Genomic DNA, 18,941 nt, shown 5'->3' with positions numbered 1-18,941 from the left:
CCACCCCCGTGCCGGTCCAGCCAATGGTCGGGGCACTGCCTGCAATGACGGATCACGCCCTCTCGACTAGGCCCTGGCTGCACCGGGCGCGGACCGCCTGCCTCTGGCTGGCGCTGCTGGCCGCCTGGAGCCTGGCCTTCGCCTACCTGCTCGAGTACGGCTTCGGCTACCATCCTTGCGCCCTGTGCACGCTGGAGCGCTACGGCTTCATGGCGCTGTTCCTGGTGGGCCTGGCCGGCTTCCTGTTCGACCATGGTCGGACCGGGCTGGTCGGCTGCCTGGCGATCCTGGCGGGCCTGTGCGGGCTGACCTTCTACCACGTAGGCGTGGAGCTGGGCTGGTTCCAGCTCTCGGCCGCCTGCACCGGCGCCGGCAGGGCCGCCGACATCGATCAGCTGCGCGCCATGCTCCAGGACGCCCCGCCGTCCTGTGACCGCCCGGCCTGGATCCTGCCGAACCTCGTCTCCTTGGCCCAGTTCACCTTCGGCTGGGTGCTGCTCCTGACCGTCCTGACTGCGGCGATGATCGCCGGCCCCGCGTTCAGGCGCTGAACAGCACCGGAAGCCGCGCATCGCGGACGATGGTGATGGTGGCACCGCCCATGATCAGCTCGCGGAAGCGGGAATGGCCATAGGCACCCATCACCAGCGCCGTGCATCCCTTGGTCTCGGCAACCGTGAGGATGAGTTCGCCCACCGAGCCTTCCGGCTCGGCCAGCTTCTCCAGCAGCACCTTCACGCCGTGTCCTGCGAGCCGTGCCGCCGCGGCCTCGGCCGAGGCATGGTATTCCTCGCCAGCGGCCAGCAGCACCACGCTCTCCGCCTGCTGGAGGAACGGCAGGGCGAAGGCCAGGGCACGTGCCGCCTCCTTGCCGCCGTCCCAGGCGACCAGCCAGCGGCGGGCGAAGTCGGCGGCCGGCGGCCGGCTGCGCGGCAGAACCAGCACCGGCCCGCCGGCACCCACCACGATCTGCTCGGCGTGCTCCATCGCGACCGCTTCGAGCCCTTCCCCATGGCTCTGCCCGACGATCGTGAGATCGGCGGTGCGGGCATGGGCGGACACGCTGTCCCCGGGAGCGCCCTCGTCCACGATGAAGTGACGTGAAACGCCTTCGGGAACCGGCAGGGCCTCGAACGCCGCCCGGATGCGGGCGGTGCGCGCGGCGTTGGCCTGTTCCTGGGCCTCCATGATCTCCGGGCCGGCATAAGCGGCACCTTCGCCCAGCGAGGTCGGCATGAACGGGAACGGATTGGCCAAAAGGCCGATCAGCCGCGCCTGCCAATGCCCCGCCAGGGCCAGCGCGAATGCGGCGCGCCCGGCCATTCCGTCCGAATCGTCGAGGCCCACCAGGATGGTGCGATACGCCATGTTCCGTTCTCCCGATCCGGTGGGTCCTCCTGCGGCCAAAAGCGTGCGCCAGGAAGCCCACCGGGCGCAAGATCGGGATCACCGGCTGCGACGTCCGGAACCGGCGTCAGCGCGGCTGGCGGCGCTGCATGTCGACCACGTGGTCGTCCTCCTGCGTCGGCGCGATTTCCTCGGCCGGCTGGACATGGCCGTCACGGCTTTGAAAGCGGCGCGCCGCAGCGATGCTGAACGGGATGGTCAGCACGTAGATCAGGCAGGCGCCGGCGATGGTAGCCCAGGGCATCGCGAAGAACAGGGCGGCGACGGCAGCGCCCGCCACCAGCGCCGGCAATTGCCAGCCAGGCGGCACCCGGAACTTCTTGATCGAGAAGGTCGGCACCCGGCTCACCATCATCAGCGCGGTGAAGACAGTGACCACGCCCACGAACGACCAGTGGCGGAACAGCGCCGCGTCCACCACGAAGCTCGCCATCATCGGACTCAGCGCCAGTGCCGCCCCGCCCGGTGCGGGGATGCCCTGGAAGAAGAACAGCGTCCAGCGCGGCCGCTCGGGATCGTCGAGCTGGGTGTTGAAGCGGGCGAGCCGCAGCGCACAGCAGACGGCCAGCAGCAGGGCGATGGCGAGGCCGAAGCCCTGCACGTTGTGCAGCGACCACCAATAGAGGATCATCGCCGGGGCGATGCCGAAGCTCAGCGAATCGGCCAGGCTGTCCAGCTCGGCGCCGAGCTTGGAGGTGACGTTGAGCATCCGCGCGGCCCGGCCGTCCAGCCCGTCCAGCACCACCGCCGCGGCGATCAGCGTGACCGCCAGCTCCCAGCGCTGGTCGGCCGCGTAGCGGATCGCGGTGAACCCGGCGCACAGGGACAGGATGGTGATCAGGTTCGGCACGAAGGTGTAAATCGGGCGGGCGCCCAGGGGGCGGCGCGCGCGCCGGATCCGGCGGTTCTTGAACATCAGCTCATCCTTCCGCTCCGGGCGGGATAAGACGCGGCGCCGTCGGCCAGCACCGTCTCGCCGGCGATGCAGCGCTGGCCCACCAGCACCCGCGGGATCAGGTCCGGCGGCAGGTAGACGTCGCAGCGGCTACCGAACCGGATCAGGCCGACCCGCTCGCCCGGCGCCACGTCGGCGCCGACCGGGACGAACGGCACGATCCGGCGGGCCACCAGTCCGGCGATCTGCACCAGGAACACCTCCTCCACATAGCCCTGCGGCCGGATCGCCCAGGACATCCGCTCGTTCTCGTCCGACGCCTTGTCAAAGCTCGCATTGAGGAACTTGCCGGCATGATACACCCGGCGGGTGACCGTGCCTGCGATCGGCGTGCGGTTCACATGGACGTCGAACACGTTCATGAAGATGCCGATGCAGCAGCGCGGTTCCAGATCGGCACCCAGCTCGGGCGGCGGCTTGCGCATCCCGACCTGGACGACGACGCCGTCGGCCGGGCTGGTGACCAGCCACTCGTCGACCGGCGTCACCCGCTCCGGGTCACGGAAGAAATAGGCGCACCACAGCGTCAGGACCATGCCGAGCCAGAACAGCGGCATCCAGAGAAAGCCGAGCATCACCGAGATCACGAAGAACCCGGCGATGAAGGGCCAGCCTTTCGGGTGGATCGAGGGGTATTTCAATGCTGTTCATCCGATTGGTCGGCCAATGCTCAGGCCCCTTGCCGCCTTGCCCGCTGCCGGGCTCTCCGTGCCGGGTTCAACCCGGCACCCGCTCCCGGAAGGCGACCATGTCGACCTGGAGCTGGCGGCCCAGCTTGCGCTCATAGTAGCCGGGGATGAGCAGGTGCAAGTCGAAGCCGAGATCCTCCAGCCGTTCCAGAGCGGAACGGAAGCCGTGCTCTCCCACATAGAGCGGGACCAGCGCGGTCTCCAGCTGGATGCCGACAATCCGGCCGAGCAGCCCCTTTGCCCCCTCCAGCACGTCGAACTCGCTGCCCTGCACGTCGATCTTGAGCAGCATGCGGGCAAAGCGGCCATCCTGGAGCTGGGACAGCCCATCCAGGCGCCTGAGCGGCACCTCGACCCGGTCGACGATGGCCGAGCTCGGCGACAGCTTCTGCAGGGTCGGGTTCTGCGGCAGGAGCGAGCTCATGTCGCTTTCCGCCGAGCGCTCGAGCGTGGCCATGCCGTCCTCCGCACCCAGCGCCATCGGCGGCGCCACGATCCAGGACCGGTCGGGCCGGGCCTGGCGGAGCAGCCGGGCGTGCACATCCGCCTGCGGCTCGAAGCTGATGATCGGCCCCTGCCAGCCATGCCGGCGCAGGCGGCGGCCGTACTGGCCGGAATTGGCCCCTACGTCCAGGACCGCATCGACCTCGTGGCGATGGAGGGCCGCCACGAGCTGGTCGTGGACGTCGCGCGACTTGCCGCGCCGGACCAGGTCATAGCCCAGGCCGCGGATCAGACGACGTAGGACCACGGGTTTCCTTCTTCCTCGGGCAGTCCGAACAGCTCGATCGGCAGCTCGCGGCCGCGCAGCTGATGCTGGCCCAGCGGGATCAGCTCCTCGCCCTTGGCCGCGGCGGCGAAGACGTCGGAGATCACCACATGGCGCCCCAGCGTGCGCGACAGCCGCTCCATGCGCGCCGCCTCGTTGACCGCCGGGCCGATCACGGTGAAGTCCAGCCGGTTCTCCGTGCCGATATTGCCGTAGATGACCTGCCCCAGATGCAGCCCCAGCCCATAGCCCAGCGGCTCGGAACCCCCGGCGCGCCGCATCGCGCCGATCTCCTCCAGGTTCCGGTAGGCTTCCCGCGCCGCCGCCAGTGCCCGCGGCACCGCGTCCGGCCGGTCCAGGCGGAACACGCTCATCACCGCGTCGCCCATGAACTTCAGGATCTCGCCACCATGGCGCTGGATCGGCTGGCCCATGGCGTCGAAGAAGGTGTCCAGCACCCCCAGCACCTCGTCGCGCGGCGCATGGTCGGCCAGCTCGGAGAAATGGGCGAGGTCGGCGACCCAGACGGCCGCGTCGATCACCTCGTGCGCCCCGCGGCGGATGTTGCCGGCCAGGATCTGCAGGCCGGCTTCCTTGCCGACATAGGTCTCCAAGATCGTCTTAGTGATCCGCCGGCCGATCCTGGCCTCCGCAGCCATGGCCAGGAGCGGGAGCAGGTCGTCGAAGATGATCAGGTCGTCGGTGGCGAAGCCGCCCGGGCGGCGGGTCGCGAAGGTCACCGCATGGCGACGACCGTCGCTGCCGACCAGCGGCATGGCGACATAGTCGGTAAATCCGTCTGCGCGCAGATCGGCATAGATACCGAACTCCTGGCCGACGGGCGGCAGGTCCAGCCGCTGTCGCACCCCGCCTGCTCCCTCGTAGAGGGCCTTGATCGGGCTGTTGTGGAACTGGGCGCTCTCGATGTCGGCGCGGGTGATCATCCGCATCTCGATCGGCCGGCCGCCGTCGCGCCAGACCATGGCAGCGCCGATGAACTGCGGGTGGAGGCCACGGGCGTGCAGGGTGGCACGCGCGATCGGCAGGCCGTCCTCCGCGAGCCGGTGGCAGAGATCGGCGAACAGGTCGTCCAGATAGGGATAGTCGAAGCTCGACCGGACGAACCAGTCCAGGGCGGGACTGCGCCGCAGCGGCCAGAGCAGGGTCGAGGCGTTGCTCAAGCCGGTCCGCTTCCCTGCTCGAGCTGGCGCAGGCGGGCGGATGCCTCGGTCAGGTGCATGGTCGTCTGGTGCAGGCGGTGGGCCAGCTCGGACATGATGCCCAGCCCCACCTGCGGGAACTGCGTCACCAGGTTGAAGAAGGCGTCCTTGCCGACCCGCAGCGTCGCCAGCCCGCTGCCGGCGACCACCGTCGCGGTGCGGGGGACATCGCACAGGATGGCGATCTCGCCGACCACGTCGTTGCGGGCCAGATGGGCCACGGTCACCGGGCCGGTCGGGGAGTCCACCACGATGTCGGCGGTGCCACGCAGGATGATGTAGGCCGCGTCGCCCGGCTCGCCCTGCCGGAACAGGACCTCGTCCTGCTCGAACTCCAGATGCTCGCTGGTGAACGCCAGCAGCTTCAGCTTGGCCGGCTCGATCTTGCTGAACAGGGGGATGGCGCGCAGCACTTCCACGTCGTCTTGCAGGCTCAACGTCTCCTCCTACCGCTGGCTCGCCTCGTCATGCGTCGGCCTCCTGGGGAGCGGCTTCGGCGGCCTGCCCGCCCCCGTCGACGATCCTGCCCTTGTCCATCATGATGGCCTGCTGGAACTTGTCGGCAAGGTCCGCGCGGGCCAGCGACCAGATCACGGTGCGACCGGCCATGGCCTCCAGCACCCGATCGGCCATGGCCGGCTGCTCGGCTGCGTCGATCGCGGTGAGCGCCTCGTGGAGGATCAGGACGGCCGGGCGGCGGATCAGGGCACGTGCCATCGCCAGCTTCTGCCGCTGCGCCATGCTCAGGCGCGCCCCGCCCGGGCCGCAGCGGAAGGACAGGCCCACCTCGATGATCCGCTCGCGCAGGCCGGCTTCCTCCAGGAGCTGGCGGATCAGGGTCGCCACGCGCACCGGGGCCTGGGCAACGCCGTAGGCGATCTTGCCGAACAGGACGTTGTCCTGCACCGACGCGGCGTCGTTGAATACGTCGGGCTCGAAGAAGGCGACGCTCGCGGCATATTCCGGCGGCAGGTTCTCCCGGAACACCTTGCGCGCCTCCAGCAGCTTCTCCTCCAGCTCCCGGGTGATCAGGCCCAGCCGGTGGCGGCTGTTGATCAGCCGGAACGGCAGTGCCAGCAGGCGCTGGCGGTCCTCCTGGTCCAGCCGGTCTAGCGCCTCGGGGTCGGCGCGGGCGACCAGCGACTGGTAGTCCGGCAGGTCCTCCGCCCGGATGAAGCTGAACTGCTGATAGTATTCGTGGTCAGGCGGCAGGTCGGCGAACAGCTCGACCATGGTGCGCGCCAGGGCCAGCCCGACCCGGCGCAGCTCGTCGGTGATGCCGACCTGATCCAGCACCCGGCGGACATAGGGGTGCTCGGCCAGGCGGTCGATCTGGAACTGGTCGTCGCGTGGCGCCCCGAACAGGAGGTTCTCGGCCAGGGTCGCGTTGGAGTTGTAGCGCTCGGGATCGAACCGCTCGACCAGGCGCGCCAGCGATTCGTCGGTTTCCAGCCGCTCGTGCATGGCGGCACGCACCTCGAGCAGCCGCTCGCGCAGGTCGTCGAACCGGTCCTGGCGGATCGTGCCGCGCAGGCCCAGCATGTAGACGTCGGCGTCGAGCTGGATGAGCTCGAGGATGCCCACGATCACGGGCAGCCGCTCCCGCTCCTCCGTCACCCCGGCCAGGGTCCAGTCTACCCAGTCGGCCCGGAAGTCGAAGGGACTGTTGCCGGCCCGCTCCGTGTCGCGCAGCTGCCGCCGGTAGAGCTTCTCCTCCTCCGGCGGCGGCTGGTAGGCCCGCACCGGGCGATGGCGCAGCCCCATCAGCAGGTTGTCCTCGATCGTGTCGGAGCCGATGAAAGGCGGGAAGCCGACGAAGGCCATCTTGCGCCCCAGCACCGAGTCGGGAAGCTGGGTCAGGTCATGGCCGCCGATCGTGACCCGGCCGGAATCGGGCGGAATCAGCCCGGCCAGCACCATGGTCAGTTCCTCCCGGCCACCGCCGCCGGGACCGAGAATGGCCAGGGTCGAGGGGATGGGCACGGCCAGCGTGACATTGTCCAGGAGCGCGTCGCCATCGTCGTCGCGCACCACCACCCCGCGCGCCTCGATGCTGCCCTCGAAGCTCAGCTCGGCGGTGGGCTCGTCGAGCTGTCGGCGCTCGTCGATCTGGCCACGCGGCTGGAACTGCGAGACGACCTGGTCGTACTTGATCCGGACATCCTGCATCAGCTGGTAATAGTCGAGCAGCTCCCGCCAGGGGCTGGACAGGTCCTTGTGCGCCGACAGCACAGCGACGATAGCGCCCAGCGAGATATTGCCGGTCAGGACCAGATATCCGCCAATGGAGAAGAAGAAGAACGGCGCGATCTGCGCAAAGAAATTATTGATGAATTTGATCATAAACTTGAGAATGTATATCCGATAGCGGATATAATAGACGACGCTCAGCTCGGTGCTCATCCGGGCGCGTTCATACTGGGTCGCGTCGTTGGCGCGCAGGTCGCGCACTCCGCTGACCGTCTCGGAGATCCGGTCGGCGAGGCGGCGGACCTGGCGGATCCGCTGCTTGCCGAGCTGGTTCACCCGGCGCTGCAGCTTGGGGATGAGGTAAGCCTGGATCGGGTAGAGTGCTATTGCCGCAAGCCCCAGCACCGGATCCTGGACGAAGATGAAGACCAGGATGACCAGCAGGGTGCCGCCCTGGTAGGCGGGGATCTGCAGTGCCGTGCCGATATAGCCGCCGAGCGCCTCGGTCTCCGCGTTGATCATCTGCACGACCTCGCCCGAGCTGACCCGCTTCATGTGGGGGAGCGGGAAGCGCAGGATCTGCGAGTAGAGGTCGTAGCGCAGCCGGCGCAGCATCCGCTCCGCGACCAGGCCGGCATAGACGTTGATGATGTATTTGAAGATGCCGTTGATCAGCACCAGCACCAGGAACAGGCCGCACAGCGCGAACAGGTAGCCGAACTTGTCGACCTCGAAGCCATAGAAATCGTGTACTTGATCAGCGCGGCCCAGCGCGTCGTTGACGATGGTCTTGGGCAGGTCGAGCGACCAGTACAGGAACGGGAACGAAGCCAGGGTCAGCCCCAGCACGATCATCTGCTCTTTCCAGCTATGCCGCCGGATATAGCCGAAGATCGTTGGTTCCATCGCGCTCTGTTCCGTTTCGCCCCGCTCGGAACGTAGCGGTCTCGCCGGGAGGACGCCAGCGGCAGGAACGGCCTGCATGCAGTCCGGCGGCCTCAGGCGACGGAACGGAACGCACGACGGACGACCGCCGCAGCCTCGAGGGTCACGGCGGTCGAACCGAAAGCATTGCGATGGGTGTCGGGGGCACCTTTCCCGACCGGACAGGCCGGGCTTGGCTCACCCCGCTAGCGCTTAGTAGTTTCCGCCATCATCGTGATTGTTGTCGTGATTATCGTGGTTGTTATTGTCGTGGTTGTTGTCGTGATTATTGTTGTTGTCGCGCATCCTGGGGATCTCGAACAGACATTCCAGGTGGACCTTGGCTACCACGTGCTTCGGCCGGCTCTTGTATTCACCCTTTCGACCCCACTTCCGATCGAAATCGACAACAACCTTACTCTGGTTGGTAGTCAGGTCATAGCCATTCTTAAAATTGCACTTGAAGCCGGTCTTCTTTATCTCGTTGTAATAATAGAAATCCACTTTGTCCTTAAAATTACAGCTCACATAAAGATATTTCCTATAGTTGTGCCGGTTAACAAATATCCTGGTATTAATGTCGACGTCGCGCTCATCAGCGAAGAGAACGATTTTTTCACCCTTAATCTTGATTGGCACCTTGCAAAAGTCGTCCTTCCGGCCCTTTCCGTCGTAGATGACAGCCGGCTTCCGGACGTCATACTCGGCCCTCGCATTCTCGTCCGCAGAGACGGCCGTCGCGCCGAGGCCAACCGCTGCCGACACCAGCAACCCCACCATGATCTTGCTCGACATCTTACTCTCCAGTTGGATCGATATTTTCGGGTGATCACGAGAGATCCACCGTTCTGCTGCGAGCAACAGCCTCTGCATGCTCTGCCGCAGCGAAGGTCAGTTACGAAGAGTAGCGGTCAGTTGGACATCACGTCTGCATTGTCTGCAGCCCGATTCGAGGTCCAGCCAGAAGAAGCTCGGCAGTTACAAATGAATGCGGTGCACAAGAGGCCACAGCCAGTTCGGCTGTTTTCCGTCGCATACGTTCAAAGTCGACAACGGCTTCATGATGCCAACCCGGCCATGACTCCACGTCTGCACCGTACATCACAGTTCAAAGCATGCAAACGCAACTTCCAGCCTTAGCTTCTACACCCGAAGGACAACCTTTGATTAGCACATAGTACATCTAGACACAAGACCCGTTCTATGGCATGCAAAGTAGAACAAATATTGATATAATACTTATAAACATCTGCAAATTTATGAATATTATTTATCAGATATTTTCCATGATCTGCATGGACGCCATACCCTCCATCACGTGCACAGCCTCATTTGCGGTCCTACCATTCCGCCATTGCAGGGCGGACCCATAGTCGCTGCCATGCCTGCCACCCCGTTGCCGCCATTCATGGCACCGGAGGACTGTGCCGTTCCTCTTGCCCGCCCACGAGATCGTGAGTCCGAGCGACGGATTGTTCACGGGTTCCGGAAGGCTCGCGAGCATTTCCAGAAAATACCGCCGCCAATACCGCGAGTGCCGCACCTCCACCGGCATGCCTTGGCAATCAAGACCGGCACCGGCTATCAATCCTCAGGAGCTATGGTGGGGAAATTCGGTCATGCGTGACGGCAGCGGCGGTAAGCGCCTTGCCCTGGTTTGCTTGCTCGGCTCCCTCCTGCTCACTGCTTGCGATGACGGCCAGTCGACAGAGGAGACCGCCGCAGCTCCGCCACCACCGGGTGTGGTGGTGGCCCCGGTGGGCAAGGCACCGCTGACCGAGCAGGCGAGCTTCACCGGCCGCATCCAGGCGACTTCGAAGGTCGAGATCATCCCGCGGATCGAGGGCTTCCTGGAGCGCCGCGCCTTCACCGAGGGCGCTGTGGTGGCCGAGGGCGACGTCCTGTTCGAGATCGAGCGGGACAGCTACGAGGCGGCAGTCAAGTCCGCCCAGGGCAGCCTGCAGCGCGCGGAGGCGGCGGCCAAGCTAGCCGACCTCGAGGTGCAGCGTCAGACCACGCTGGTGCGCAGCCAGAGTGCTGCCCAGGCCCGGCTGGATGAGGCCACCGCGAAGAAGGGCGACGCGGACGGTTCGGTCCTGCAGGCGCAGGCGGCGCTGACACAGGCCCAGCTCAATCTCGGCTACACCACCATCACCGCCCCGATCGCCGGCCGGATCAGTCAGGCTGCGCTGGACCCCGGCGCGCTGGTGACGCCGGCCAGCGGCGCGCTCGCGACCATCGTCGCAGTCGATCCGGTCTATGCGGTCTTCCCGGTCTCCAACCGCCAGCTGCTGCAGATCCGCAAGGAGATGGAGGCGCACAAGATCGATGCGTCCGGCCTCGTGGCCGGGCTGATCCTGGCGGATGGGAGCGATTATCCGCATCCCGGCAAGATCGACTTCGTCAACGTGACGGCGGAACAGGGGACCGACACCGTGACGGTGCGCGCGGTGTTCCCCAATCCCGAGCATTTCCTGGTGGACGGCCAGATCGCCAAGGTGACCGTGCGATCCGGTACACCGGAACAGGTGCTGGTGGTGGCCCAGGGGGCGGTGCTGGCCGACCAGCAGGGTCCCTATGTGCTGACCGTGGCTGCGGACGATACGGCCGAGATGCGCCGGGTCCAGCTCGGCGCCTCGGTCGGCGCCTCGGTCGCAGTCACCTCCGGCCTCGCCGAGGGCGACCAGGTGATCGTCGACGGCGTGCAGAAGGTCCGCCCCGGCCAGAAGGTGGCGCCCACCCAGGCCGCCGCCACCGCGCAGCCCTGATCCCGGAAGGGCCGGACGATGATCTCGGACGTCTTCATCAAGCGGCCCCGGCTGGCCATGATCGTCTCGATCGTGATCACCCTGGCGGGTGCCCTCTCGATCATGGCCATCCCGCAGGCCCAGTTCCCGGACATCGTGCCGCCGATGGTGTCGGTGACCGCGACCTATCCCGGTGCCTCGGCCGACGTGGTCGAGCAGACCGTGGCGCAGCCGATCGAGCAGCAGGTCACCGGCGTCGACAACATGCTCTACATGAAGTCGACCTCGGGTGCCGATGGCAGCTACACGCTGAACGTCACCTTCGCGCTCGGCACCGACCCCGACATCAACACGGTCAACGTGCAGAACCGGGCGAACCTGGCGCTCTCGCAGCTGCCGGAGGAAGTCAGCCGCACCGGCCTCAGCATCAAGAAGAAGTCGTCCGCCCTCCTGCAGGTCGTGAACTTCTCCTCGCCGGACGGGCGCTACGACGCCCTGTTCCTGTCGAACTACGTCACCATCAACGTGCTGGACGCGGTCAAGCGCGTGCCGGGCGTGGGCGACGCGATGCTGTTCGGCCCGCTCAACTACGCGATGCGCGTCTGGCTCGACCCGCAGCGCCTGGCCAATTACGGCCTGACCCCCTCCGACGTCGCCCAGGCGATCTCCTCGCAGAACGTCCAGGCGGCGGTCGGGCGGATCGGTGCCCAGCCGGTGGCCACCGACCAGCAGCTCCAGCTCAACATCGTGACGCTCGGCCGGCTCAGCACGGTCGAGGAATTCGAGCGGCTGATCCTGCGGGCATTGCCCGACGGCTCGGTGGTGCGGGTGCAGGACGTCGCCAGGGTCGAGCTCGGCGCGCAGTCCGCCGACCGGCACTCGACCTACCAGGGTCAGCCGGCCGCCTCGATCGCCGTCTACCAGGCGCCCGGCAGCAATGCGGTCGCCACCGGCGATGCCGTACGCGCGACCCTGGAACAGCTCGCCAGCCGCTTCCCCGAAGGCATGAGCCATTCGGTCGACTACGACACGACCCTGTTCGTGCGCGCCTCGATCGACGACGTGGTCAAGACCCTCATGGAGGCCTTCGTCCTGGTCGCCGTGGTGGTGTTCCTGTTCCTCGGCAACTGGCGCACCACCCTCATCCCGATCATCGCGGTGCCGGTGGCGCTGGTCGGCACCTTCGCCGTCCTCCTGGCGATCGGCTACTCGGCCAACACCATCTCGCTCCTGGCCCTGGTGCTGGCCATCGGCATCGTGGTCGACGACGCGATCGTGGTGGTCGAGAATGTCGAGCGGGTGATGCACGAGGAGCCGCATCTGTCGGTGGCCGAGGCCACCAGCAAGGCGATGCGCGAGATCACCGGCCCGGTGATCGGCATCACCCTGGTGCTCCTGTCCGTGTTCGTGCCGACCGCCTTCATCCCGGGCCTGGTGGGCGAGCTCTACCGGCAGTTCGCGGTGACGGTCTCGGTCGCCATGCTGCTCTCGGCGATCAACGCGCTGACCCTCTCCCCGGCCCTGTGCGCTGTCCTGCTGCGCCAGGGGCATCGCCCGCCCCAGCGCGGCCCGCTCGCCTGGGTGCTGCGCGGCATCGACCGGGTACGCGACGCCTATGGCGCGCTGGTCGCCCGGCTGGTGCGCCTGGCGGTGCTGGCGGTGCCGCTGCTGGCGGTCATCGGCTTCGGCATCTGGAGCAGCTTCGTCGCCACCCCGAAGGGCTTCCTGCCTGCTGAGGACCAGGGCGCCTTCTTCGTGATCGTCACCCTGCCCGAAGGGGCCGCGGTCGGCCGGACCGAGGCGGTGGCCCGCAGGGCCGAGCAGATCATCCAGGAGAAGCCCGGCGTGCAGGCGGTCACCGGGATCATCGGCTTCGACTTCCTGAACAGCCTGGCCAAGCCGAACAGCGCCTTCCTGATCGGCACGATGAAGCCGTTCGAGGAACGCACCGCGCCCGAGGAGAGCGTGTTCAGTGTCCTCACGGCGCTGCGCGGCGAGCTGGCGGCGATCCCCGAGGCGCAGGTGGTGCCCTTGAACGTGCCGCCGATCACCGGCCTGGGCTCGACCGGCGGCTTCGAGTTCCAACTCCAGGACCTGCAGGGCGGCAGCATGGCGACGCTTGCCCAGGTGATCCGCTCGGCGGTCGTGGAGGCCAACCAGCAGCCGGAGCTGGCCGGCGTCTTCACCACCTTCAACGCCGACACGCCGCAGATCTATCTCGACCTGGACCGCGACAAGACCCAGACCCTGGGCGTGGCAGTCTCGGACGTGTTCTCCGCCCTGCAGGCGACGCTCGGCGGCTATTACGTCAACGACTTCAACGTGTTCGGCCGGACCTGGCAGGTGCAGATCCAGGCCGAGGCCGACTACCGGCGCCGGGTCGACGACATCTTCCGGATCAATGTCCGCAACTCCCAGGGCGAGATGGTGCCGATGAACGCCATCGCCTCGGTCCGGCTGGAGCTCGGCCCCTCGGTGATCAGCCGCTACAACGGCTTTCGCAGCGTCACCCTGAACGGTGGCCCGGCACCGGGCGCCAGCTCCGGCGACGCGATCGCGGCGATGGAACGGGTGGGCGCGCGCCTGCCGGCCGGCTACGGCTATGAGTGGACCGGCACGGCGCTCCAGGAGAAGGAGGCCGCCGGCAAGACCTCGATCGTGCTCGTGATGGCCGTGCTGTTCGCCTACCTGTTCCTGGTCGGGCTCTACGAGAGCTGGAACATCCCGATCCCGGTGCTGCTCTCGGTCTCGGTGGGCATATTGGGTGCCATCGGTGGCCTGTATTTGGCCGGGCTGCCGTTCGACGTGTACGCGCAGATCGGGCTGGTGGTGCTGATCGGGCTGGCCGCCAAGAACGCCATCCTGATCAACGAGTTCAGCCTGGAGATGCGCGCCAAGGGGATGGGCCTGCGCGAGAGCGCGGTGGAAGGTGCCAAGCTGCGCTTCCGTCCGGTGATGATGACCAGCTTCGCCTTCATCCTGGGGCTGGTGCCGCTGATCCTGGCGACCGGGCCGGGCTCGGCCAGCCGGATCGCGGTTGGCTCGCCGGTCTTCTACGGCATGCTGGCGGCGGCTTCCGTTGGGATCCTGCTGATTCCGATGCTCTACGTGGTGTTCCAGCATCTGCGCGAGCGGACCGGTTGGCGGCCGGCCCCGCCGCACCCGGGTGACCAGACCCACGCGATTCCGCCACCCGCGGAGTGAACCGAGCTGGCAGGGACGCTCGTACCGACATAGTTTGTTACGCAACGGCCGCTGCACCTGTCGCCACGGGGGCCTAAGCTTGCGTCGTCGGTCGGCAACCGGGCTTTACTCATGAATCTACCCACGCAGCCGCGGTCGCATGAAGGTGCGGCCTCTTCGGAGGATCCGGCAGATGGCCTGCAGGCGCCGCGTCGCCGCGGCCGGCAGGGCCGCTGGCTGCTAATGGGCGTAGCAGTTCTGGCGCTTGGCCTCGCCTGGTTGCGGTTCGGCGATCCGGTGCCCTGGCTGGACGGGGCGCCCGCCTGGGTCCGGGAGACGGCCCTCTTGGTCCGCGGCGAAACCGCGGCCGAGCCGGAGGCGGCACGGGCACCGGCCCCGGTGCCGGTCCAGGTGGCACAGGTGGCGATCCGCAGCGTGCCCGTCGAGTTCCGCTCGGTCGGCACGGTGGAGGCGGTCGAGACCGTGGCCATCCGCTCGCGGGTGGACGGCGTGGTGGAGAAGATCCTGGTCGCCGACGGCGCGCTGGTGAAGGCCGGCGACCTCCTGGTCGAGCTGGACGCCCGGCCGATCGATGCGCAGATCGACGAGCAGGAAGCCAATATCCGGCGCGACCGTGCCCAGATGGAGAACGCCAAAGTCATCCTGGGTCGGGCCCAGGACCTGGCGCAGCGTGGTGCGACCGCTCGGCAGTCGCTGGACGATGCCAGCACCCAGGTGGCCTCCCTGACCGCGGGCCTGGCTGCCAGCGAGGCACAGCTGCGCGCCTTGCAGCTGGAGCGCTCCTTCCACCGGGTCACTGCGCCATTCGACGGCCGGATCGGCCGGCTGGCGGTGAGCCCGGGTGCCATCGTACGCGGCTCGGACACAGGCGGGACCATCGCCACCCTGAACCAGGTCGACCCGATCTACGTGGCGATCGGCATCCCGCAGAACCTGCTGGGCGAACTGTCCCAGGCACTGCTCGCCGGCACCGCGCGGATCGAGGTGCCCCTTCCGGGCAGCACGGAGACCCGTACCGGCCCGGTCACCATGGTCGAGAACCAGGTCGAGCGCGGCACCGGGCTGGTCACCGTCCGCGCGCGCATCAAGAACGACGACCAGCGCCTGTGGCCGGGCACCGTGCTGGATGCGCGCCTGATCCTCCGCGACGATCCGGACGCCCTGGTGGTGCCGAGCGATGCGGTCCAGATCAGCCAGACCGGCTCGTTCCTGTTCGTGATCGACCAGGACCAGAAGGCCAGGGTCCATCCGGTGCAGGTCGATCGTACCGCTGGCGCCTATGCCGTGCTGGCCTCCGGCCCGCCCGCCGGCACCACCGTGGTCACCGAGGGTCAGATCCGCCTGACCGACGGGGCGGCCGTGCATGTCGAGGACAGCCAGCAGGGCCTGGAGGCGCGGCTGTGAAGCTGGCGGAGCTGTGCATCCGCCGCCCGGTCATGGCCACGCTCGTGACGGTGGCGATCCTCCTGGGCGGCATCGCCGGCTGGCGCACCCTGCCATCCGCGGCCCTGCCGCGGGTCGACTTCCCGACCATCCAGGTCTCAGCCAGCCTGCCCGGCGCCAGCCCGGAGACCATGGCCTCCTCGGTGGCGGCGCCGCTGGAGCGGCAGTTCGCGACGATCGCCGGCATCGACACGATGACCTCGAAGTCGACGCAGGGAAGCACCAACATCACCATCCAGTTCGAGCTGGATCGCGACATCGACGGAGCGGCGCTCGACGTGCAGTCGGCGCTGTCCACCGCCCAGCGGCGGCTGCCGCCGGAAATGACGACCCCACCCTCGTTCCGCAAGGTCAATCCGGCCGACCAGCCAATCCTGTTCCTGAGCCTGTCCTCAGCGACCCTGCCGCTCTCCAAGGTCAACGATTATGCCGAGAGCCTGCTCGCCAACCAGATCTCGCAGATCGAGGGCGTGGCCCAGGTGCTGGTCTGGGGCGGGCAGAAATATGCGGTGCGGGTCGAGGTCGACGCGGTCCAGGCGGCAGCCCGCGGCCTCACCACCTCGGACGTACGCAACGCCATCGCATCGGCCGCGTCGACCACTCCGGTCGGCACTCTGGCCGGATCCGCGCGCACGCTGACCATCGACCCGCAGGACCCGCCGTCCAACGCCGACGAGTACCGGCCGCTGGTGGTCGCCTGGCGCAATGGCCAGCCGGTGCGGCTGGGCCAGATCGCCAACCTGCGCGACGGGGTCGAGAACGAGCGGGGTGCTGGCTGGTTCAACGGTGAGCGCGCCATCGTGCTGGCGATCCAGCGCCAGCCGGATGCCAATACGGTGGCGGTCGTCGACCGGATCCGTGAGGTGATCCCGGTCCTTCAGGCGCAGATCCCGCCATCCATCTCGATCCAGGTCACCAACGACCGCTCGGTCTCGATCCGCGAGGCGATCGACGACGTCACCAGCCACCTGATGATCGCCGCCACCCTGGTGGTAGGGGTGATCTTCGTATTCCTGAAGGACCCGCGCGCCACCATCATCCCGGCACTCAGCCTGCCGGTCTCGGTGATCGGCACGTTCGGCGTGATGGCGCTGCTCGGCTACTCGATCAACAACATGACCCTGCTCGCCCTCACCTTGTGCGTGGGCTTCGTGGTCGACGACGCGATCGTGGTGCTGGAGAACATCGTCCGCCATGTCGAGGAAGGGATGGGCGTCTTCCAGGCAGCACTGAAGGGCTCGGGCGAGATCGGCTTCACCATCGTCTCGATGACCATTTCCCTGGTAGCGGTGTTCATCCCGGTGCTGTTCATGGGCGGTGTGGTCGGACGGGTGTTCCGCGAGTTCGCGGTGACCATTTCGGTGGCGATCCTGATCTCCGGCTTCGTCTCGCTCACCCTCATCCCGATGCTCTGCTCGCGCTTCCTCAAGCCGCACGACCCGCGCGCCGGGCGGGGCAACCTGTTCGCCCGGGCGGCCGACTGGCTGGTCGACGGCATGACCGGCATCTACCGGCGGACCCTGGACGTGGTGCTGCGCCACCAATTCCTCACCCTCCTGGCGACCTTCGGCACCCTCGCCTACGCCATCCATCTCTATGTCGCGGTGCCCAAGGGCTTCTTTCCGACCGAGGACACCGGCTTTCTGTCGGTGGTGACCGAGGCCAGGCCCGACATCGGCTTCGACGCGATGGTCGAGCAGCAGCGCCGGGTCGCCGAGATCGTGGCCGCCGACCCGGCGGTGGCCTACTTCAACTCGCGGGTGGGCGGCGACCAGCTCAATTCCGGCCGGATATTCATTGCCCTGAAGAGCCGCGACGAGGGGCGCACCGAGTCGATCCAGGACGTCGCAGCGCGGCTGCGCCGGGCGGCCAGCACGGTGCCGGGGATGAAGACCTTCTTCAACCCGGTCCAGAACATCAACATCGGCGGGCGCTCGTCCAACAGCCAGTACCAGTACACGCTCCAGACCGCCGAGCTCTCGACGCTGATCGAGACCGTGCCGCAGCTGATCGAGGCGATGTCCAGGCTGCCCGAGATCCAGGACGTGTCGAGCGACCTCGAGGTGACCAACCCGCAGCTGCGGATCGAGGTCGACGAGGACCGGGCGGCGGCGATCGGAGTGCGCTCCGACCAGATCCGCTCGGCACTCTACGACGCGTTCGGCACGCGCGAGGTCGGCACGATCTACACCAGCACCGACAGCTACTCGATCATCCTGGAATCCGGCCGGGAACAGCAGGACGACCCCTCCATCCTGGGCCGGGTGTTCGTGAGGGTCAGCGACGGCGACAGTGTTCCGCTGTCGGCGGTGACCAGGACCACGCGGGAGGCGGGGCCGCTTGCGGTCAATCGCCAGTCGCAGCAGCCGGCCGCCACAGTCTCCTTCAACCTCGCCCCTGGCTATGCCCTGAGCGACGCGGTGAGCGCCATCGAGCGGGCCCGCGTCGAGGGCAATATCGCTCCGCAGGTGGTCGGCGGCTTCTCCGGCACCGCCCAGGCCTTCCAGGACGGGCTCGCCAACCAGCCGATCCTGCTGCTGGCCGCGATCCTCACGATCTACATCGTGCTGGGCATCCTCTACGAGAGCTTCGTCCATCCGATCACCATCCTGGCCGGCCTGCCGTCTGCCGGGATCGGCGCCATCTGGGCGCTGCTCTGGCTGGACATGGATCTTTCCGTGATCGCGGTGATCGGCATCGTGATGCTGATCGGCATCGTGAAGAAGAACGCGATCATGATCGTCGACGTGGCGCTGGACGAGCGGCGCGCCGGTGCGGAGCCGGTTGCCGCAGTGCGCGCGGCCTGCCTGCGGCGCTTCCGGCCGATCATGATGACCACGTTCGCTGCGATCTTCGGCGCCCTGCCGATCGCGCTCGGCCTGGGTGCCGGTGCCGAGCTCCGCCAGCCGCTGGGGATCGCGGTGGTGGGCGGCCTCGCCGTCTCGCAGCTGGTCACCCTCTACATCACGCCGGTGGTCTGGCTCTATCTGGAGCGGCTCGCCACGCGCCGTGGTCAGGGCCGCTCGTCCCTGGCGGCACCGGCCTGAACCATCGGCAGCGCCGGCCTCAGCCGCCCACTGGCCGCGCAGCGGAGCCGATGGATGGCTCAAGCATGTTCTCGTCATCCGGATCGGTTCGGTCTAAATGGAACATGGCTGGAGGCACGGGTATGGCGGAACGCCAGCAGGTCGATGATCTCGGCACCTTCCGCACCGAGGAAATCCCCCAATATGTCAGGCAGGGGGGACGCCGCGGCCGGGGCCAGCAGTGCTGCCACCGGCAAATCCGCGCCATGTGTCGGCAGGGCCACGGCAAGGCCCTCCGTCCTTTGATAGGATCGCCACCAGCGGGGCTTCAGGACATCCAGCATTCCCATTCCTCGACCAACCTGTC

The 18,941-nt window shown here is 67.4% G+C and carries 14 protein-coding genes; 5 read left to right on the top strand and 9 right to left on the bottom strand.

Annotated elements, in window-relative coordinates:
• The first annotated feature begins 44 nt into the window (after positions 1–44).
• Positions 45–551 (top strand): disulfide bond formation protein B, encoded by a 507-nt coding sequence (locus tag VNS22_RS22355; RefSeq protein ID WP_325736423.1) that lies wholly within the window; start codon positions 45–47, stop codon positions 549–551.
• Here VNS22_RS22355 and VNS22_RS22350 read toward each other — a convergent pair.
• The 8 genes from VNS22_RS22350 to VNS22_RS22315 form a co-directional block, all read right to left on the bottom strand.
• Complete coding sequence (locus tag VNS22_RS22350; protein WP_325736421.1) at positions 541–1,368, bottom strand: universal stress protein; 828 nt, start codon at positions 1,366–1,368, stop codon at positions 541–543. The genes VNS22_RS22355 and VNS22_RS22350 overlap by 11 nt on opposite strands.
• Positions 1,369–1,474: 106 nt before the next feature.
• Positions 1,475–2,323 (bottom strand): CDP-diacylglycerol--serine O-phosphatidyltransferase, encoded by an 849-nt coding sequence (gene pssA, locus VNS22_RS22345; protein ID WP_325736420.1) that lies wholly within the window; start codon positions 2,321–2,323, stop codon positions 1,475–1,477.
• The gene (locus tag VNS22_RS22340) at positions 2,323–3,003 is read right to left on the bottom strand and encodes a phosphatidylserine decarboxylase (RefSeq protein WP_325736418.1); all 681 of its coding nucleotides are present in this window, start codon (positions 3,001–3,003) and stop codon (positions 2,323–2,325) included. The genes pssA and VNS22_RS22340 overlap by 1 nt, the downstream gene beginning before the upstream one ends.
• A 76-nt stretch (positions 3,004–3,079) precedes the next feature.
• Positions 3,080–3,802, bottom strand: a complete 723-nt coding sequence (locus VNS22_RS22335) for an FkbM family methyltransferase (RefSeq protein WP_325736416.1) — start codon at positions 3,800–3,802, stop codon at positions 3,080–3,082.
• Positions 3,784–5,001 carry an adenylate/guanylate cyclase domain-containing protein gene (locus VNS22_RS22330; RefSeq protein ID WP_325736414.1) on the bottom strand — a complete coding sequence of 406 codons (1,218 nt, stop codon included), beginning with the start codon at positions 4,999–5,001 and terminating at the stop codon, positions 3,784–3,786. The genes VNS22_RS22335 and VNS22_RS22330 overlap by 19 nt, the downstream gene beginning before the upstream one ends.
• Positions 4,998–5,477 (bottom strand): Crp/Fnr family transcriptional regulator, encoded by a 480-nt coding sequence (locus tag VNS22_RS22325; protein ID WP_325736412.1) that lies wholly within the window; start codon positions 5,475–5,477, stop codon positions 4,998–5,000. Before VNS22_RS22325 ends, VNS22_RS22330 begins: the two co-directional genes overlap by 4 nt.
• Positions 5,478–5,505: 28 nt before the next feature.
• A complete protein-coding gene (locus tag VNS22_RS22320) occupies positions 5,506–8,136 on the bottom strand; it encodes an ABC transporter transmembrane domain-containing protein (protein WP_325736411.1) in 2,631 nt (876 codons plus the stop codon).
• 231 nt (positions 8,137–8,367) lie between these two features.
• Positions 8,368–8,949 (bottom strand): hypothetical protein, encoded by a 582-nt coding sequence (locus VNS22_RS22315; protein ID WP_325736410.1) that lies wholly within the window; start codon positions 8,947–8,949, stop codon positions 8,368–8,370.
• Positions 8,950–9,773: 824 nt separating this feature from the next.
• On the opposite strand from VNS22_RS22315, the gene VNS22_RS22310 reads away from it, so the two are divergent.
• The 4 genes from VNS22_RS22310 to VNS22_RS22295 all read left to right on the top strand — a co-directional run bounded on the left by VNS22_RS22310 (position 9,774) and on the right by VNS22_RS22295 (position 18,595).
• Complete coding sequence (locus VNS22_RS22310) at positions 9,774–10,922, top strand: efflux RND transporter periplasmic adaptor subunit (protein WP_325736408.1); 1,149 nt, start codon at positions 9,774–9,776, stop codon at positions 10,920–10,922.
• 18 nt (positions 10,923–10,940) lie between these two features.
• Positions 10,941–14,105: a multidrug efflux RND transporter permease subunit gene (locus VNS22_RS22305; protein ID WP_325736406.1), complete on the top strand. Its 3,165-nt coding sequence runs from the start codon at positions 10,941–10,943 to the stop codon at positions 14,103–14,105.
• 222 nt (positions 14,106–14,327) lie between these two features.
• Positions 14,328–15,509, top strand: coding sequence for an efflux RND transporter periplasmic adaptor subunit (locus VNS22_RS22300; protein WP_325736403.1), 1,182 nt, complete (start codon positions 14,328–14,330; stop codon positions 15,507–15,509).
• Complete coding sequence (locus tag VNS22_RS22295; protein WP_325736401.1) at positions 15,506–18,595, top strand: efflux RND transporter permease subunit; 3,090 nt, start codon at positions 15,506–15,508, stop codon at positions 18,593–18,595. The genes VNS22_RS22300 and VNS22_RS22295 overlap by 4 nt, the downstream gene beginning before the upstream one ends.
• A gap of 74 nt (positions 18,596–18,669) precedes the next feature.
• Here VNS22_RS22295 and VNS22_RS22290 read toward each other — a convergent pair whose 3' ends face one another.
• Positions 18,670–18,918, bottom strand: a complete 249-nt coding sequence (locus VNS22_RS22290; protein ID WP_325736399.1) for a hypothetical protein — start codon at positions 18,916–18,918, stop codon at positions 18,670–18,672.
• Between the last annotated feature and the right edge of the window lie 23 nt (positions 18,919–18,941).

Origin of the sequence: Geminicoccus sp. (assembly GCF_035556675.1) — a bacterium.
GTDB lineage: Bacteria > Pseudomonadota > Alphaproteobacteria > Geminicoccales > Geminicoccaceae > Geminicoccus.
The sequence above is the reverse complement of the archived record's forward strand: the minus strand, read 5'-3'. Positions and strand labels throughout refer to the sequence as shown.

Bases quoted from the DNA above. Each gene is read 5' to 3' on its own strand.
- VNS22_RS22305 (WP_325736406.1), top strand. From the start codon at position 10,941: ATGATCTCGGACGTCTTCATCAAGCGGCCCCGGCTGGCCATGATCGTC.
- VNS22_RS22300 (WP_325736403.1), top strand. From the start codon at position 14,328: ATGGGCGTAGCAGTTCTGGCGCTTGGCCTCGCCTGGTTGCGGTTCGGC.
- VNS22_RS22320 (WP_325736411.1), bottom strand. From the start codon at position 8,136: ATGGAACCAACGATCTTCGGCTATATCCGGCGGCATAGCTGGAAAGAG.
- VNS22_RS22355 (WP_325736423.1), top strand. From the start codon at position 45: ATGACGGATCACGCCCTCTCGACTAGGCCCTGGCTGCACCGGGCGCGG.
- pssA (WP_325736420.1), bottom strand. From the start codon at position 2,323: ATGTTCAAGAACCGCCGGATCCGGCGCGCGCGCCGCCCCCTGGGCGCC.
- VNS22_RS22290 (WP_325736399.1), bottom strand. From the start codon at position 18,918: ATGCTGGATGTCCTGAAGCCCCGCTGGTGGCGATCCTATCAAAGGACG.
- VNS22_RS22315 (WP_325736410.1), bottom strand. From the start codon at position 8,949: ATGTCGAGCAAGATCATGGTGGGGTTGCTGGTGTCGGCAGCGGTTGGC.
- VNS22_RS22310 (WP_325736408.1), top strand. From the start codon at position 9,774: ATGCGTGACGGCAGCGGCGGTAAGCGCCTTGCCCTGGTTTGCTTGCTC.
- VNS22_RS22350 (WP_325736421.1), bottom strand. From the start codon at position 1,368: ATGGCGTATCGCACCATCCTGGTGGGCCTCGACGATTCGGACGGAATG.